This is a genomic window from Parachitinimonas caeni (assembly GCF_030129945.1).
Lineage (GTDB): Bacteria > Pseudomonadota > Gammaproteobacteria > Burkholderiales > Chitinimonadaceae > Parachitinimonas > Parachitinimonas caeni.
Genome location: NZ_JARRAF010000006.1, coordinates 23,016 through 39,547 on the forward strand (window position 1 = coordinate 23,016; position 16,532 = coordinate 39,547).

At 58.1% G+C, this 16,532-nt stretch carries 12 protein-coding genes; 4 read left to right on the forward strand and 8 right to left on the reverse strand.

All coding sequences use genetic code 11. The features are described from left to right. Window positions 1–76 precede the first annotated feature (76 nt). The 8 genes from PZA18_RS06720 to PZA18_RS06755 form a co-directional block, all read right to left on the reverse strand. The gene (locus tag PZA18_RS06720; RefSeq protein WP_284100046.1) at window positions 77–2,053 is read right to left on the reverse strand and encodes a flagellar hook protein FlgE; all 1,977 of its coding nucleotides are present in this window, start codon (window positions 2,051–2,053) and stop codon (window positions 77–79) included. Between the two features lie 25 nt (window positions 2,054–2,078). Then, a complete protein-coding gene (locus tag PZA18_RS06725; RefSeq protein ID WP_284100047.1) occupies window positions 2,079–2,756 on the reverse strand; it encodes a flagellar hook assembly protein FlgD in 678 nt (225 codons plus the stop codon). A 16-nt stretch (window positions 2,757–2,772) separates the two neighbouring features. Then, on the reverse strand, window positions 2,773–3,186 hold the full coding sequence (flgC, locus tag PZA18_RS06730) for a flagellar basal body rod protein FlgC (protein ID WP_284100048.1): 414 nt from the start codon (window positions 3,184–3,186) through the stop codon (window positions 2,773–2,775). Window positions 3,187–3,203: 17 nt separating this feature from the next. After that, on the reverse strand, window positions 3,204–3,626 hold the full coding sequence (gene flgB, locus PZA18_RS06735; protein ID WP_308447337.1) for a flagellar basal body rod protein FlgB: 423 nt from the start codon (window positions 3,624–3,626) through the stop codon (window positions 3,204–3,206). Window positions 3,627–3,869: 243 nt separating this feature from the next. Continuing rightward, entirely contained in the window at window positions 3,870–4,433 is a 564-nt protein-coding gene (locus PZA18_RS06740) for a phasin family protein (protein ID WP_284100049.1), read from the reverse strand. 312 nt (window positions 4,434–4,745) lie between these two features. Then, complete coding sequence (locus tag PZA18_RS06745; RefSeq protein ID WP_284100050.1) at window positions 4,746–7,064, reverse strand: HDOD domain-containing protein; 2,319 nt, start codon at window positions 7,062–7,064, stop codon at window positions 4,746–4,748. A 4-nt stretch (window positions 7,065–7,068) separates the two neighbouring features. Next, the gene (locus PZA18_RS06750) at window positions 7,069–8,778 is read right to left on the reverse strand and encodes a putative bifunctional diguanylate cyclase/phosphodiesterase (RefSeq protein WP_284100051.1); all 1,710 of its coding nucleotides are present in this window, start codon (window positions 8,776–8,778) and stop codon (window positions 7,069–7,071) included. After that, the gene (locus PZA18_RS06755; protein WP_284100052.1) at window positions 8,775–11,435 is read right to left on the reverse strand and encodes a PAS domain-containing sensor histidine kinase; all 2,661 of its coding nucleotides are present in this window, start codon (window positions 11,433–11,435) and stop codon (window positions 8,775–8,777) included. Before PZA18_RS06755 ends, PZA18_RS06750 begins: the two co-directional genes overlap by 4 nt. Before the next feature lie 766 nt (window positions 11,436–12,201). On the opposite strand from PZA18_RS06755, the gene PZA18_RS06760 reads away from it, so the two are divergent. The 4 genes from PZA18_RS06760 to folE2 all read left to right on the forward strand — a co-directional run bounded on the left by PZA18_RS06760 (window position 12,202) and on the right by folE2 (window position 16,429). Further along, on the forward strand, window positions 12,202–12,459 hold the full coding sequence (locus tag PZA18_RS06760; protein WP_284100053.1) for an exodeoxyribonuclease VII small subunit: 258 nt from the start codon (window positions 12,202–12,204) through the stop codon (window positions 12,457–12,459). Between the two features lie 14 nt (window positions 12,460–12,473). Further along, complete coding sequence (locus tag PZA18_RS06765; RefSeq protein ID WP_308447338.1) at window positions 12,474–13,370, forward strand: polyprenyl synthetase family protein; 897 nt, start codon at window positions 12,474–12,476, stop codon at window positions 13,368–13,370. 52 nt (window positions 13,371–13,422) lie between these two features. Continuing rightward, a complete protein-coding gene (gene dxs, locus PZA18_RS06770; RefSeq protein ID WP_284100054.1) occupies window positions 13,423–15,270 on the forward strand; it encodes a 1-deoxy-D-xylulose-5-phosphate synthase in 1,848 nt (615 codons plus the stop codon). 358 nt (window positions 15,271–15,628) lie between these two features. After that, a complete protein-coding gene (folE2, locus tag PZA18_RS06775; protein WP_284100055.1) occupies window positions 15,629–16,429 on the forward strand; it encodes a GTP cyclohydrolase FolE2 in 801 nt (266 codons plus the stop codon). The last annotated feature ends 103 nt before the right edge of the window (window positions 16,430–16,532 follow it).

The window sequence follows — 16,532 nt, forward strand, 5'->3', positions numbered from 1 at the left end:
CGGCTTAGGTTCTGTTGACGTAAGGTTTACGTCAACAGAACCTAACCTATCCCGGTCAACTCAACGCCTTCAACGCTTATCGCAGGTTCACCAAGGTCTGCAGGATCTGGTCCTGCGTCTTGATGGTCTGGGCATTGGCCTGATAGCTGCGCTGCGCGGTGATCATGTTCACCAGCTCGGCCGTCAGGTCGATATTGGCATCCTCAACCGCGCCAGACTGCAAAGCGCCGAAGTCGCTGGTTCCCGGTGCGCCGGAGCGGCCATCGCCCGAGGCAAAGCTGGATGCCCAGCGGTTATCACCCAGCGGTTGCAGGCCCTGCGGATTGGCAAAGTTGTACAACACCACCTGACCGATGATCCGGTTCTGACCATTGGAGTAGCGGCCTTGAATCACCCCATCCTTGCCGATGGTCAGGCCGGTGATGCTGCCATCGGCATAGCCGTCCTGGGTCAGCTCATTTACACCGAACGGGCTGCCGAACTGGGTAGTGCCCGTGAAGTAGCTGGTAAACGCCAGCGGCGTGGTTGCGCCAGACGGCGCATTGATCGGTGCGGTGTAGGCCAGGCTGCTGCCACCGGTCAGCTTGCCGGTACCATCAAACGTCACGAAGCCGGGTTGCACCACAGGAGCCGCGCCATCGAAGCTGGTCTGGACTTCCCAGGTATTGAGCGCGATTTTCGAGAAGTAGTACGTCAGCGTATGGCCAACCCCCTGGTCGTCATACACCGTGGCAGAGGTCGAACTGGTGTAGGTCGAAGGATCGGTCGGAATCACCGGTGGCGCGGCCCGGGCAGTGACCGAGCCCCCGGCAAATGCCTGGGCCTTCTGGGTCATGCCGCCAAAATCAACGGTGTAGGTCATATCCCCCGGCCCATAGTTCTGCGTGAGCTTGATCGGCGAACCGCTGATCAGCTGGCCTTTATCATTGAACACCAGCGGCGCTGCGGCAGTGGTAGCAGCCCCGCCATCCCAGGCCGTGTCAATCTGCCAGGTGTTGGTTGCCGTTTTCGTCAGCGTGACATCCACCTTGTGGCTGGTGCCATCGGGTGCCAATACATTGGTGGTGAAGGTACGTGCCGTGCTGTTGGGGTTACTGGCATCCAGATTGGCGTTGGCAATCTGCACGGTGGTGTATTGGGCTGCCTTGTCATTGGTCGTTGCCGTACCGGCAACGCTGCCGGTGGAATTGCCGGTCAGACCGGCAAAATTGACCTGGAACTGCAGGGGTGTCTGGGCACCGGAAGGTGCTGTGATCTTGGTACTGACAGTTGCCGGGTTACCGGTGACCAGCTGGCCATTGGTATTGAAGACCAGCGGTGCCGAAGCGGCCAGAAATGGCCCGCCATCAATACTGGTATCCACCGCCCAGGTATTGGGTGTGGAGGTCTTGGTCACCCGCACATCCACCTTGTGGAAGGCACCCATCGTATCTGCAATCCGGGTGGTGACCGTATAAGCCGTGCCTTCACCGTCGTTGTTATCGAGGTTCATGCCATTGACCGAAACCGTCGAGGTTCCCCGGTTGACGATCGCGGCCCGGGCGTCCAGGTTCATCCCCAAAGTCAGGCCAGCATTGGCTTGCGAAGAGCCACCTGTGGCCCTGGCACCAATATTGGCGGTCTGAATCTTGATTTCGGTTGGTGTATTGCCCGTGATCAGCTGCCCGTCTGAATTCGCCGAATATCCGGTCAGCTTGAGGCCGTTATTGACGATGTAGCCAAACCGATCGAGCTGGAACTGGCCATTGCGGGTATAGCTGACCGAACCGGCCGCATCTTTCAGCTGATAGAAGCCATTGCCGGTGATGGCCAGATCCAGCGGGTTATTGGTGGTGGTGATATTGCCCTGCGAAAACTGCTGGGCCACGTTGGTCGCCCGGCCACCAATCCCGGTCTGCACCGAGGTGCTGGCCAGAGTGTTGGCGTAAATGTCGGCGAACTCGGCCCGCGACCCTTTGAAGCCTACGGTATTGGCATTGGCAACGTTATTGCCCACCACATCGAGGAATTTGGTAGCGGAATTAAGTCCGCTCAAGCCTTGCTGGAAACCCATGGCCGTCTCCCGGTCGTCACTGTACTTAATTGAGCTGAACGATACTGTTCAAGCTGACTTCACTGCCGTTGGCCAGATGCAGCCTTGAGCCCTCGGGCGTTACGCTGATGCTGGTGACCTTGCTGTAGTTGAGGCTTTTCAATGCAATCTCTGTGCCATCATCGGTAATGCCGACCGCCTCAATACGATAATTGCCGGCGGCCGCCGTGCTGCCATCCGGCAGCTTGCCATCCCAGTCAATCGACAGACGCCCCGCCTTGGCGGCGCCCAGTGGTTCCTGGTCCACCAGACGCCCCCCCGCATCAAACACCTTGACCTTGACGTTGGCCATCGGCTTATCCAGCAGTACAGCCGCACTGCCATGACCCTCGGCAAATGCCATCATCCCGCCTTCTGCCAACACCCCATGCCCGATCATCGACGCCGCCTGGAAGGTCTGGTTGGCCGAATAGCTGCCCAGCAGATCGTTCATCGACTTGTTGAGCTTTTCGATCCCGGTCACGGTATTGATCTGTGCCATCTGGCTGGTGGTCTGGGCGTTGTCCATCGGATTCATCGGGTCCTGGCTTTGCAGCTGCTTGACCAGCAATTTCAGAAAGCGATCCTGGCTGGACTCGGCCTTGTCAGTCTGGCGGCTGCCGATCTTTTCGTAGAGCCCATCACTGCTGCGAGTAATGGTGGAGGCTTGAGTGGCGGTGGTCATGGTGGTTCTTTCCTGATCAAGACTGGCCCAGGGCCAGGGTACGCAGCAGCAAGGTTTTTGCCGTGTTCATCATCTCGGCGTTGGTCTGATACGAACGCGAGGCAGAAATCATATTGGTCATCTCTTCGACCACATTGACATTGGGCATGGTCACAAAGCCATTGGCATCCGCCAACGGGTGGCGCGGGTTATGCACCATGCGGGGCGGCGACGGATCTTCCGTCACGGCCGACACTTCGACCCCTTGCGCATGCTGGGCATTCGTCGCCATCGGCATGGCACGGAAGACCACTTGCTTGGCACGGTAAGGCTGGCCAGACGAGCTGGTTGCGCTTTCGGCGTTGGCCAGATTGCTGGCAACAGCATTCAGGCGGATGGTCTGGGCTGTCATCGCCGACCCGGCAATATCAAACAGGCGAAACATCGACATGGCGTGGCTCCCTGGGCTTATTGCGATTGCAAGGCCAGCTTCAGACCTTCGATGCGACGTTGCATGAAGGTCAGCGAGGCTTGATAGCGAACGGCGTTGTCACTGAACTGCGCCATCTCGGTATCCACCTCTACCGTGTTGCCATCAATGCTCGGCTGGTGCGGATTGCGATAGAGCAGCTCGGGCTGAGGTGGCTGCACCGGAGGGATGGAAAGGTGACGGCCATCAGTGCGGCTGAGGCCCGGTGGCGTAATGGCGGGCTGCTGCTTCTGACGCGAAGCATCGAGTGCTTTGGCGAAGTCGAAATCACGGGCTTTGAAGTTGGGGGTATCGGCATTGGCAATATTGCTTGCCAGCACTTCCTGCCGCTTTGTCCGTAGCTTCAGCGCGTTTTCCTGAAACGACAGATATTGGTCGATCTTGCCTATCATCGCTGCCATCCTCCGCAAACCCAGCCACCGTGGGCACGGTCGATTTCAAGCAGGATGCATGCCACCAGAAGAATGCTTACAGGAAAGCCTTTGCGGCGTGCCATTCACAGGTCTTGGCAGCCATGACGGCAAGAATTGCCGGCAATAAAAAACCCGCGCAAGAAGCGCGGGTTTTTCAGTCGCCAATCCGGCGAATCCATCTGCGTGATGGCCGGTTGGCTGGCATGGCATCTTTGCGATGCCACCTTAAATTTAGGCAGTCGCTGCCTTCTTGACAGCAGGTGCGCGTACAGCACTGGCAGCCTTGGCCGAAGTTTCGGCTGCAGCAACGCTGGCTTCGGCGATGTCGGTGCCAACTTTCTTGGCCGTCTTCATAACGGTGTCGTAAGCCGATGCAGCGGCTGCAACAGCAGTTTTGAGGGTAGCCACAGCAGCCTCGGAACCCACTGGTGCAGACTTCACTGCGCGATCCAGTGTGGAAACCATGTTCTTGTTGAACTCCAGAACTTGTTCTTCGATCAGCTGGCTCAGCTCAGCCTGAGTCGCCTGGGCGGACTCATATACGCTGCGAGCCACACCAATGGCCTTATCGACAGCAGGCTGCGACAGCTGCTGTTGCAGGCTGATCAGGCCCTGCACGTCGCGCACTTCCGATAGCTGCTTAACGGCCAGCGCGTTTTCTTCCAGAACCTTGCGGGTCAGCTCGACCTGCAGGTTGAACAGGCGCTCCATACCGCTGATGGCGATATTGGAAATGCGCAGTGATTTTTCGAAATTGGCTTGGCCAACCGAAGCAAATTCTGTTGCGTTGAACATGATTGAAAATCTCCTGACGTTAACCTGTATGAAACTTGGCGATTAATTGTTGTGCCGGCTCAATGCTTCAAGCCAGACCGGCGAGATTCCACATCCGCCCCTTCAGAACCCGTACCCGGCTATACGCACTGGGATGGCAGCTACCTCGACGGATTCTCAGGCAGACACTGATATAGGCCAGCTGTCGGCGTCGCACAATATTGCACCGCAGCATGAAAAGATTATGAAGGGAGCTTCAGATAGCGTCAACACGTTTTTTGTGCGACGCACAAGATGAAATTATTACAAATAGATCAATAGCTTACAAAACACTTACTGACTAGAAGTCGGCTGTTTTTGCCGTATTGCAAGAAGCGCTTGATTGCGCAGTGTTTTGGCTAAGGAAAGTTCTTTTTGACCAACTTTCATCTGTCCGGCATGCCGCATGCCGCCGTAGAACAAACCGGCAATTTTTTTATCAACGACAACCGGTAACAACAGGAAGGTTTCACCCGCTCCGCACTCGCGGAACCAAGGGGGAATCCGATCACGGATGCTGGCAGCGTTGATATCATCAATCAACATATCGGCATTTTTCGACAATGCCACTCGAAACACATCGGCTGACTCGGTCAGCGGCAGCACAAAACGCGGCAGGATGCGCTCGACGCCTTCGCCAAACCCAAGCCGCCCGACCAAAGCATTGCGGCGGATGTCACGCGCCGCCAGCAGAACATGGTCAAACCCCAATCCCCGATACATGGTTTCCAGAATCATCCGCAGCAGATCGTTCAGATTGAAATCGCCGACCAGCGTATCGGTGATGTCTTGCACGCCGGTCGCCAGAATTTCGATCGGTTCGGGTGGTGGGCCTTCCTCCGCCTCGTCATCCATAGAAGTGGCGGGCTTGGCCGCCTCTACAGGCTTGAGCGACTGAGCCACGGCTTTGGCCTGACTTGATGCCTGCGCAAGCTTGGCCGCCAGCGACGACGGGGGCTCCGCAGGCGTTGGCGCACGCACCCCGCCCGTGGGTGAAACCGGCATGCCAAACAAGGCCCGGATACGGGCCAAAACTTCGCCCTGACTGGCGTCCAGACCAAAGATCTGGGCATCACGCAGGCAGTCCTGCGCGGCATCACGCACCACGGCTCGCAAATCCCGCTCCGACAGCCCCATTACGTCAGCGTAACGAACCCGGGTTTCCTGAAACAAGCGCTGCCGAGCTGGCTCATCCGACAACATCGCGGTCATCAGATCAGCGCCGGCATTGGCAAACAGACGTAGCCAGTCTGAGTCGGAAGCGGGTTTGCGCGGCTTGGGGTCGAGAGCCGGCATCGACGCTATCAGCTTGTCGGGCAGATGCCAGTCTTTGGCCACCCGCACGCCAAACTCTTCGAAGCTGGCCCCCAGAATCGAACGAGCAACCTCATTTTCGTCTTCGTGGGTTTCCTGGCATCGGTTGACGATGCGCATGCTTTCATCGTGAAAGTAGAAGCAGGACAACAATTTGCCGAGCAAGTGCATCATTCCGGAGATCCGGGCCTCTTCCATATCGCGGTAGCTGCATTTCTCTGCCAGTCGTCTGGCCAGCACGCTAGTAAAGAACGCCCTGGCCACCATGTCGCGCAGCTCGACGGCATGGGCGCGATTACTCAGCTGTTCAAACAGCACCAGCGTCAGTGCCAGGCTCTTGATGGTGTTGAAGCCCAGAATAATAACGGCGCGCGAAATCGTGCTGATTTCACCGCCAAAGTGGCCGAAGCTGGCTGAGTTGGCCAGCCGTAGCACCTTATTCGTCAATGAAAAATCGCGCAGGATGATGGCGGAGAGCGTCTGCAGCCTTTCCGAATCGGCATCGGTGATGCGGCCAATGGCATTGATGGCACGCGACAGGGCGGGAAAGTCATTGCTTTTGCGCACCCGACGCATCAGGGCACGCAAGCTGGCCGGATCGTCTTCACTCTCGCCGTCTTCGGGAATACCGGACAAGTATTCCTCAAGTGCCTGATGCAGCGCCTCAATGTCATCAATCTTGCTGTCGTGCAGCTCGCCAATGGCAGTGAGGATCAGCTTTTCCAGCTCGGGGTCGAGTTCGGGAAGATGCGAGGATGGCAGCTCAATTTCGCCGCGCTCGTTGCGTATCGGATGCTTGCCGGTCACCAGCAGATACAGCAGCTCGCCCACGGCCAGCACATCATCTTCAAAATGCACCGGTGGCACCAAACCAATGCCGATCAGGCGGGCTGCGCCATTGCTATCAATGCCGATGCGCTCGGGGCGCACACCAGCATGACGGATATCCTGCCGCCCGATATAGACCAGCCCTTCCACCAGCCGTTGTGACAACAAGACAGCCGCATTCGGCTCAAACAAATAGCCTTTGGCCAATCGGGTCGAGAGGAGCTCTCCCCCTTCCCACTGATACACCAACCAGTGATGACCATCGGCTTCATAGGTGCCTTGCAGACAAGCTATTGCCGGATGAGTGGCTTCCAGATACTCCGTCCAGTCAGCATCCAGCGCCAAGGCCGTGACATCGGCAGGCAACAGCATCAGCGACTCGCCCAGCGGTCCGGTCCCTGACCACATGCTATCGCCGTGCTCGACCACGGCATCAAGCGACTGGATGGTTATGATGAAGTTTTCGGCCATGTCATCACACCAGAATGCGGCCCGAGACCAGCAGGGCAATGAAGTCGTTAAAGGGCAGCGGCTTGCTGAAGTAGTAGCCCTGCATTTCATGGCAGCCAGCCGCCCGCACCAGATTCAGCTCTTCAATCGCTTCCACCCCCTCCGCAATCAGCTGCAGCCCCAGTTGCCGGCCCATTTGCGAAATGGCCTCGACAATGGCCGCATTGTGCGGATGAACATGGCTATTGCGAACGAAGCTCTGATCAATTTTGAGGGTATGAAACGGCAAACGTTTCAGATATGTCAGCGACGAATAACCGGTGCCAAAGTCATCAAGCGAGGTGGTCAGCCCCAGTTCGCGCAGTTCCCGCAGCATGGCGGCGCAGGTGTCGATGTCCTGCATGGTCACGCTTTCGGTGACTTCCAGATCGAGTTGCGACGGGGGTAGGCCGGAAGCACTGAGGACGGAGCGGATCATCGGTACAAAGCTCTCAGGCTTGAACTGACGACCCGAAATATTGACCCCAACCCGAACATGGGCGAAACCTAGCCTTGCCCACTCACGCGCCGCATCACAGGCTGCCTCGAGCACCCAGCGCCCCATCGGCACAATCGCCCCCGATTCTTCGGCCAGAGGCAGGAACAGCGCTGGAGAAACCAGACCCCGCTCAGGATGGCGCCAGCGCACCAGTGCTTCGGCGCCGACCACTTTACCCGTGGTCAGGGACACCTGAGGTTGGTAATGCAGCTCGAACTCTTGTCGTTCCAGCGCGCGCAATAAGTCCGACTCCAACATCAGCCGCTCGTGCAGACCCTGTTCGCGAATACGCGAAATTGCCCGCTCGGTATTGCCACCGTCCTGGCTGGCTACCGAAAGCGCGCGCTGCGCCAACGGTGCCAGTTCGTCAATGTCAGAGCCATCGGACGGCCAGCAGGCAATGCCAATGCTGGCTGTCGGCAGCACGGTCACCCCACTCAGCGTCAGGCTGACTGCCATCTTGTCGCGCAATTCACGCGCCATCTCGATCAGCGTCTGTTCATCGCCGGTACCAGGGCTGAGCAGCACAAACTGGTCATCCAGCACATGCACCGGCACCACGCCGGGCATGGTCGATGCCAGTCGGCTGGCGATCGCCCGCAACAGCTCATCGTGAAACTCGCCGCCTCGCCCGGCAACCAGTTGGGCAAACCGATCGACACCAAAGGCCAGCACCCCGACTTTGCCTGACGCCTTCGCCTGCTCGAACAGCTCACGCAGCATCAAGCGGTTGGGCAAGCCGGTTACGGCATCGTGGTGCATGTAGTAGCTGAGTTCTTCCCGGGTCCGTGTCAGTTCGGCTTCGTACTTGGCGGCAACCTGATCAGCCTTCTTGAGACGGGCTTCAATGGCTTCGAGGATCTCGGCACGGGTAAATGGCTTGGTGACATAGTCGTCAGCCCCCAGCCGCATTCCTTCCCGAAAATCACTCCGGTCAGCACGGGCAGTCAGAAAAATAAAGGGAATCGAGGCCATTTCCGGGTCGGCACGCAGGGCGGTGATCAGGCCAGCACCGTCCAGCTCGGGCATCATCATGTCTGAGACGATCAGATCAGGCTTGAACTCAGCGACTTTCGCCAACGCCACCTTGCCATTTTCGGCCGCCACAACATCATATTTCTCGATGCGCAGCAGGCGTGCCAGGTTATTGCGGATCGGGTCTTCATCCTCGACCACCAGGATCTTGCGCATGCTCATGACGCCTCCTTCTCTACCGCCGCTTCCTGCGGCAGCGTCACGATAAAGCGGGTGCCCGCCCCCACCGTGCTTTGGACATCCAGTACCCCACCCATTGCTTCGACGGCTTTTTTGACGATGGACAGGCCCAGCCCGGTGCCCGATATATTGCCGACGTTGGATGCCCGGAAAAAGCTGGAGAAGAGCTTGGGCAGGTCGCTCTCTGGTATGCCGATCCCCTGATCAGCCACCTCAAACCGAATCTCACGTTCCTTTCGCTCAACGGCAAATGTCACCGTCCCACCTTTTGGGGAATACTTGACCGCGTTCGATAACAGATTCGAGAAGATATGCCGGGCCAGCTTGTCGTCGATCTGGCCAGTTGCCGGCCCTTGAAAGCGATAGTCGAGAGGTCGGGATGGATCATTCATCAGCTGCATCTCTTCCACCAACTTATTGCAAAACACCTGCCAGCTGCCCGGTTTCAGTGAGGGCTTGAGCATGCCGGCTTCTGCACGGTTGACGGTCAGCACGTCATCAAGCATGCGGGTCATGTGCCTGACCGCGCCGTATACGCTGCTGAAGATCTCCTTCTGCTCCTCCTCGGGCAACTCATCCCGATAATGCTCGATCAACTCGATGGATGACTGGATGGTCGCCAGCGGCGTTCGAAACTCGTGCGAAGCCATACTGACGAAACGCGACTTCAGCTCGGACAACTCACGCTCACGCTGCAAGGCTTTCTGCATTTCTTCCTCTGCCCGCTTGCGATGGGAAATATCCACAATCGCCCAGATTGCACCGCGTCCCGGCTGATTACGGTCGAGCAGCGAGCCAGACTGCTGAACCCAGAAAATCGTGCCGTCCTTGCGCAGCAAACGCCGCTCGAAAACCACCGACTCGCCCGACAGCAGACGCGGGTAGGCCCAGCGGCCCCAGTATTCGTAGTCCTCGTAATTGACGAAGTGGAAATCCGAGGCTCGACCCGCCACCTCTTCATTGCGCCAGCCCACCATCTCCTCGAAGATCTTGTTACTCCAGACCTGATTCCGGTCTACCGTCAGCACCAGCCCCACCATCGCCGCCTGCAGGATCGCCTCACGCTCCATCAGGCTGCTGTTGAGCTTGGACTCCAGTTGCTTGCGCTCGGTAATATCGCGGATGAACGAGATCAACAACCGTGCCTCACCCACCTGGATCGGCCAGGAATTGACCTCGACCGAAAACACATGCCCATCGCGACGCAGGGCCAGGGATTCGTGACCACGATCCCGACGCAGACGCGGACTCGACTCATTGAAATACTGCGCCAGCTCGGCGCGATACGCCTCCTGCACACCGGGTGGCACGATCAGCGTCGCAGCCTCCTTGAAGAAAGCTTCTTCGTGCGTCCAGCCGAACAAGTTTTCGGCCTCGCGATTCCAGTCAACGATTTGCCCTTGCTGGTTGACGCTGATCACCGCATCACTGGCGGTATCAATAATCCGGCGCGTGCGCTCGAAGCTCTCCCACAACGCACTTTCCATGCGTTCAAGCTCGTCGATCTTCGACTTGAGCTGGATATTGGCCAGCGACAACTCACGAGTACGGTCAACGATGCGTGATTCCAGCTCGGCATTCAGCCGTCGCAACTCACGCTCCTGTACCTTGCGCTCGCTGACATCTCGCCCCACCACCACCCGCCAGATACTGCCATCCGGATTGCGCACCACATTGGCCGATGACTCGATAAACCGCACATCCCCATTTGGCAACACATAGCGATACTCGACTTTGTTGCCACTGCCGGTCCGTATCGTGTCGGCAAATTGCTGTTCGATCCGTTGCCGGTCTTCCGGGTGGATGGTGTCAAATGAAACCTGTCCGGCCGCCACGCTCTCATCACCGAGCACGCGGCGATAAGACGGGCTGTTATAGATACGACGCCCCTGGGTATCGAGCACTGCGATCAGATCATCAACGTTTTCCGAGATCAGGCGGAACAGCAACTCGCGTTCACGAATTTCCGTCTCAACCATCACCCGCTCACTGATATCCACGCCCTCAGCCAGCAACAAGGACATGCCCTCAGCTTCCACCTTGGTGATACGCAGCTCGATGACCCGTCCAGTCATCGGATCGTGCAGATCCCGACGCACCACCGTGCCCAGTGCGGCCATCGCCACCGATTCGCGCAGCACCTCGCCAATCGCGTGGCCACGGTGCCAATGCGCCAGCTCCCAGAATTTGCGCCCGACCGCAGTCTGGTCGAGCCCAAGTACATTCAGGTGAGTGGCATTGACGGCCAGAACCTGACCCTCTTCGTCGAGCACGGCAAACAGAAAGCCGGTTTGATCGAAGGCCGCAGACACCATGTCGTCGCCTGCTGCCGATAACTCGAACTGCAACAGCACGCCACCTTCAGGCACATGGCGGATCAGACAGTCGAAAGCCGAACCCAGGCGCAGATGATCGAATTTCAGTGGAATCCGCTGCTCACCCGGCCCCGCCAGCAACCGGTCAAGGCAAGATTGCCAGACCTCCTGATAACCCTGATTCAGCTGGTCACCCACCACCATACCCAAGCCAAGCAGACTCAAACCCGCCTTGTTTCCCGCGCGCACACAGCCCTGACCATCCAGCAACACGGAGGGCGCGCCGGTTAGGTCTATCAGCGGATGGGAGGTCGGCTCTGGCATTCGGTATTTGCTTGAATCTTTTCATTCCCCACGACTTTCACCTTAGCAGAAGAAAATCATGATGGTTCTTGCAAGCACCGCAGAAAGCTGCTTTCAGCACCATAGACCGCCCCCTCTAACCGGGAAAAAAGCGCCGCCTTTTCAAGCAAATTGACAATCAGCCTTCATCCCGACTGCTGTTCGTGTCGTACCGTTACCACAGATCCCTACGGCGAAAGAAGGATAGAGGCGGTGCCAGCCCTGCACAGCTGCGTGGCAATTGACCGGCTATTGGCGAGTACGTTATGTTCCCGCGGTTTTACCCTTCGGAAAATATGGGTCCTATCCCGTACTTCCGCCGCCCGTTCCGTAACGGCCAGGTCGCCCGGCGTGTCGATCTGCACGGCTGTTTGCGGCCACAGGCCCGTCTCACCAGGCCGGCACGGCCCGCTCTGGTTTTGCGACTGTGGTAACGCCGACACGCTCTCTGGCCGATCCAGGTTCTGTTGACGTCAGGTTTACAGATCGCGTTTCGCCGGAAAATGGCCTGGAACAAGGCGCAGAACGCGCCACATAGTCGTTCTATGCAAGCGTTCTGCAACACGGGGACTTGGCCATTTCCGGCGAAACTCTCCGGGCCGGGTCGATTTTTGGGGCGGAACGTCGTTAGGGTTCGCTTATTTAGCTCGCTAAACCGCGCTTACCCTGCCTAGCCTCGCCCCAAAACTCGGCCCGGCGCGACGACAAACCTTACGTCAACAGAACCTAGCAGGGATAAACCTAGATAATGAATACAAGGTCAAAAGCTGCCAAAGCGGCCGATCCTGCCGATTTTGAAACGGCGCTTGCCGAACTGGAAACACTGGTCGCCAGCATGGAGCGTGGCGACCTGCCGCTCGAAGCCGCTTTGACAGCCTATCGCCGAGGCGCAGAATTGCTGAAGTTCTGCCAAGCCCGGCTGGCTGATACCGAACAGCAGGTACGCATTCTTGATGCCGAACTGCTCAAACCTTTCGAGTCCACGCCGCCCGAATCGGCTGTCTGACCCCCGGAGTATCCATGAGCGCATCCGACTTCCAAGCCTGGTCTTACGCCGTCCAGCAACAGATGGAACTGGTACTGGGCAGCGTACTGCCCCAACCCACCCACGCCCCGCAACGCCTGCACGAAGCCATGCGTTATGCCGTACTGGGCGGCGGCAAACGGGTCAGGCCCTTGCTGGTATTTGCTGCCGGTGAAATCGTCGATGCCCCTGCCGAACGGCTGCAATACGCAGCTGCTGCGGTGGAGCTGATCCACGCCTATTCGCTGGTACACGACGACATGCCCTGCATGGACGACGATGCCTTGCGTCGCGGCAAACCTACCGTGCATGTGCAGTACGATGACGCCACAGCACTGCTGGTCGGCGATGCCCTGCAAACTCTGGCTTTCGACGTGCTGGCCAGCCACACCCTTGCCGACGAAACCCGCGACCAGCTGCATATGCTGAAAACCTTGGCCCGTGCCAGTGGCTCACACGGAATGGCTGGCGGTCAGGCCATCGACCTGGCCGCCGTCGGCAAGCAGCTGACGCTGCCAGAGCTCGAAATGATGCACATCCTGAAAACTGGCGCCTTGATCCGTGCCTCGGTAGAACTGGGTTCGTACTGTGGCATGCCAATGGAAGCACCCGCCAGGGAAAAGCTCGACCGCTTCGCCAAGTGCATCGGTCTGGCCTTTCAGGTTGTGGATGACATTCTCGACGTCGAAGCCGACTCGGCCACGCTTGGCAAGACGGCCGGCAAGGATGCTGCTGCCGACAAACCGACCTATGTTGCCCTGCTTGGCCTGAAAGAAGCCAAGCTGCATGCCGCAGAGCTTCGCCAGGAAGCCCTGAGCTGCCTTGCCGAGTTTGGCGAACGTGGTCGGCGCCTGCAGGAACTCGCAGACTTCATCGTCAAGCGTACTTTCTGACGCCAGCGCCACCCGCAACAAACCAGATTAACCAGACCTTCGAGCCGACAGCATGCCCTACCCCCTTCTGGAGACCATCCAAAGCCCCGCCGACGTCAAACGCCTGGAGCGCGACCAGCTTTTGCAGCTGGTCGTCGAATTACGCGAATTCCTGCTTGATTCGGTGAGCCGTACCGGCGGCCATTTCGCCTCCAACCTGGGAACCATTGAGCTGACCGTTGCCTTGCACCATGTCTACGACACCCCACACGACCGTATCGTCTGGGACGTCGGCCATCAGACCTACCCGCACAAGATCCTTACCGGACGACGAGACCAGATGCACACCATGCGCAAACAGCATGGGTTGGCAGGCTTTCCCAAACGCGATGAAAGCCCTTACGACACCTTCGGCGTCGGCCACTCGTCCACCTCGATCTCTGCGGCACAGGGCATGGCCGAAGGCAGCCGGCTGCAAGGGGATAAGCGGCATGTTGTTGCCGTAATCGGCGATGGTGCGATGACGGCAGGCCTGGCATTCGAGGCCCTCAACAACGCGGGTGACCGCGACACCAACCTGCTGGTGATCCTCAACGACAACGAGATGTCGATCTCGCCGAACGTTGGCGCATTCAGCTCGTATCTGGCCCGCCTGCTGTCCGGCAAGTTCTATAACAGCTTCCGCTCAACCGGCAGCAAAGTGCTGGAGAACCTGCCCCCCATCCACGAGCTGGTGCGTCGCTCAGAAGAGCACTTCAAAGGATTATTCACTCCCTCGACGTTGTTCGAAGAATTCGGCTTCAACTACATCGGCCCGGTTGATGGCCACGATCTCGATGCCTTGATTCCAACCCTGCAAAACATCCGCAGCCTATCCGGCCCGCAGTTTCTACACATCGTCACCAAGAAGGGCGCGGGCTACAAGCTGGCCGAATCCGACCCCGTCAAGTACCACGCCGTCACCCCGTTTACGCCGGATGATGGCATGGCTTCCAAGGCTGGGGCCAAGCTGACCTACACCCAGGTATTCGGCGACTGGCTGTGCGATATGGCCAAGATCGAGCCCAAACTGGTCGGCATCACCCCGGCAATGCGCGAAGGCTCGGGCCTGGTGCGTTTTGCCCGTGAGTTTCCTGACCGTTACTACGATGTCGGGATCGCCGAGCAGCATGCCGTCACCTTCGCCGCCGGCCTGGCTTGTGAAGGGCTGAAACCGGTTGTCGCCATTTATTCGACCTTCCTGCAGCGCGCCTACGATCAGCTGATTCATGACGTCGCCCTGCAAAACCTGCCTGTGGTGTTTGCCATCGACCGCGCGGGCCTGGTGGGCGCGGATGGCCCGACCCATGCCGGCAGCTTTGACCTGAGCTTCATGCGCTGCATCCCGAATATGGCGATTCTGGCCCCGGCCGATGAAAACGAATGCCGGCAGATGCTCTATACCGCGACATTGCTGGATGGTCCATCTGCCGTGCGTTATCCACGCGGTAGTGGCACAGGGGTAACGCCGGTAGCTGAATTTACAGCACTGCCTGTTGGTAAAGGAGAGATCCGCCGCCAGGGCAAGCGAGTTGCCATCCTCGCCTTCGGCTCGATGGTCAGCCCAAGCCTTAAAGCCGGGGAGGCGCTAGACGGCACAGTCGCGAATATGCGCTGGATCAAACCTCTTGATACGGCACTGGTCCGTGAGTTGGCAGAGAACCACGACTATCTGGTCACTGTTGAGGAAAATGCCATCATGGGCGGCGCCGGTTCTGCCGTCGCCGAAGCGCTGTCCGCCATGGGGTTGTGTAAACCCATCCTGCACCTCGGTTTGCCGGATAGTTATGTTGAACACGGCGAACCTTCTCAGCTGCTGCACGAATGTGGTCTTGATGCGGCCGGAATCGAAGCGTCCATCCGCCGCCGCTTCGAACGCTAAGCCCGCCGACCATCGCCACCAGCCCAGCATCCCCTGGCTGGTGGTGCAACCGCAGCACCATTGCGGGCCTCCGCGCTCGCCTGCTCGAAACCAGGCAAATCCGCCATCACCCGCCCAGACTTCGTGCCTCACGCTGCCTCCAACTCATTCCAGATCCACGCCGAGCTTGCAAGACACCGCAATTCATCCTGCAACATTGAATTTGAATCGGCAGCAGAACCTAAGCTGAGGCTATCGCTCTCATCAAAATTATCAATCACTTCAGCAACGGGCCTCGGGTAGACTGCCTGCAATTCCCGATTAGTTTACTCGGGTATTTGCGGCGGCTATAATCGTCGCCAGAGTTCCAGGAGGAAGAATGAACGCTCCCATAGCCCCCATTGCAGACGTACAAAGCTCGCTAGATACCCGCAACATTGCCATCAACAAGGTGGGCATCAAGTCGATGCGGCATCCGATCAAGGTGGCCGATCGCGCCGATGGCAGCCAGTTCACGGTTGCAACCTTCGATATGTACGTGTTTCTGCCCCAGCACTTCAAGGGCACCCATATGTCGCGCTTTGTCGAGATTCTCAACAGCCACGACAAGGCAATTTCGGTTGACTCCTTTGAGACCATCGTCCGCGAAATGACCCATAAGCTCGAAGCCGAAGCTGGCTATATCGAGATGCGCTTTCCGTACTTCGTCAACAAGACAGCTCCGGTCTCCGGCGTGAAAAGCCTGCTTGATTACGATGTATCGTTGATTGGCGAAATCAAGAATGGCCAGTTCTACCAGACACTGAAAGTACTGGTACCGGTTACCAGCCTGTGTCCCTGCTCGAAAAAGATTTCAGAGCGCGGGGCACATAATCAGCGCTCGCACGTCACGATCACCGCCACCATCAACAACCATGTCTGGATCGAAGACCTGATCCGCGTCGTCGAAGATGAAGCCTCGTGTGAGCTGTATGGGTTACTGAAGCGGCCAGATGAAAAGTACGTGACCGAACGCGCTTACGATAATCCCAAGTTCGTTGAGGACATGGTGCGCGACGTCGCCGCCCGCCTGAATGCGGATGACCGGATTGATGCGTATGTGGTCGAATCGGAAAACTTCGAGTCGATTCACAATCACTCTGCGTATGCGCTGATCGAACGCGACAAACGCCAGGGCTGATAGCGTCACGATAGCCACAAAAAAATAGCCGACGTTTCGATACGTCGGCTATTTTCATTTGCAGCCCCTTGGCACTGCTCGCCAAACAATTGATCTGAGGGGG

Excerpts from the sequence above, each read along its gene's own strand:
- PZA18_RS06720 (WP_284100046.1), bottom strand. The coding sequence starts at position 2,053 with ATGGGTTTCCAGCAAGGCTTGAGCGGACTTAATTCCGCTACCAAATTC.
- PZA18_RS06725 (WP_284100047.1), bottom strand. The coding sequence starts at position 2,756 with ATGACCACCGCCACTCAAGCCTCCACCATTACTCGCAGCAGTGATGGG.
- flgC (WP_284100048.1), bottom strand. The coding sequence starts at position 3,186 with ATGTCGATGTTTCGCCTGTTTGATATTGCCGGGTCGGCGATGACAGCC.
- flgB (WP_308447337.1), bottom strand. The coding sequence starts at position 3,626 with ATGGCAGCGATGATAGGCAAGATCGACCAATATCTGTCGTTTCAGGAA.
- PZA18_RS06740 (WP_284100049.1), bottom strand. The coding sequence starts at position 4,433 with ATGTTCAACGCAACAGAATTTGCTTCGGTTGGCCAAGCCAATTTCGAA.
- PZA18_RS06745 (WP_284100050.1), bottom strand. The coding sequence starts at position 7,064 with ATGGCCGAAAACTTCATCATAACCATCCAGTCGCTTGATGCCGTGGTC.
- PZA18_RS06750 (WP_284100051.1), bottom strand. The coding sequence starts at position 8,778 with ATGAGCATGCGCAAGATCCTGGTGGTCGAGGATGAAGACCCGATCCGC.
- PZA18_RS06755 (WP_284100052.1), bottom strand. The coding sequence starts at position 11,435 with ATGCCAGAGCCGACCTCCCATCCGCTGATAGACCTAACCGGCGCGCCC.
- PZA18_RS06760 (WP_284100053.1), top strand. The coding sequence starts at position 12,202 with ATGAATACAAGGTCAAAAGCTGCCAAAGCGGCCGATCCTGCCGATTTT.
- PZA18_RS06765 (WP_308447338.1), top strand. The coding sequence starts at position 12,474 with ATGAGCGCATCCGACTTCCAAGCCTGGTCTTACGCCGTCCAGCAACAG.
- dxs (WP_284100054.1), top strand. The coding sequence starts at position 13,423 with ATGCCCTACCCCCTTCTGGAGACCATCCAAAGCCCCGCCGACGTCAAA.
- folE2 (WP_284100055.1), top strand. The coding sequence starts at position 15,629 with ATGAACGCTCCCATAGCCCCCATTGCAGACGTACAAAGCTCGCTAGAT.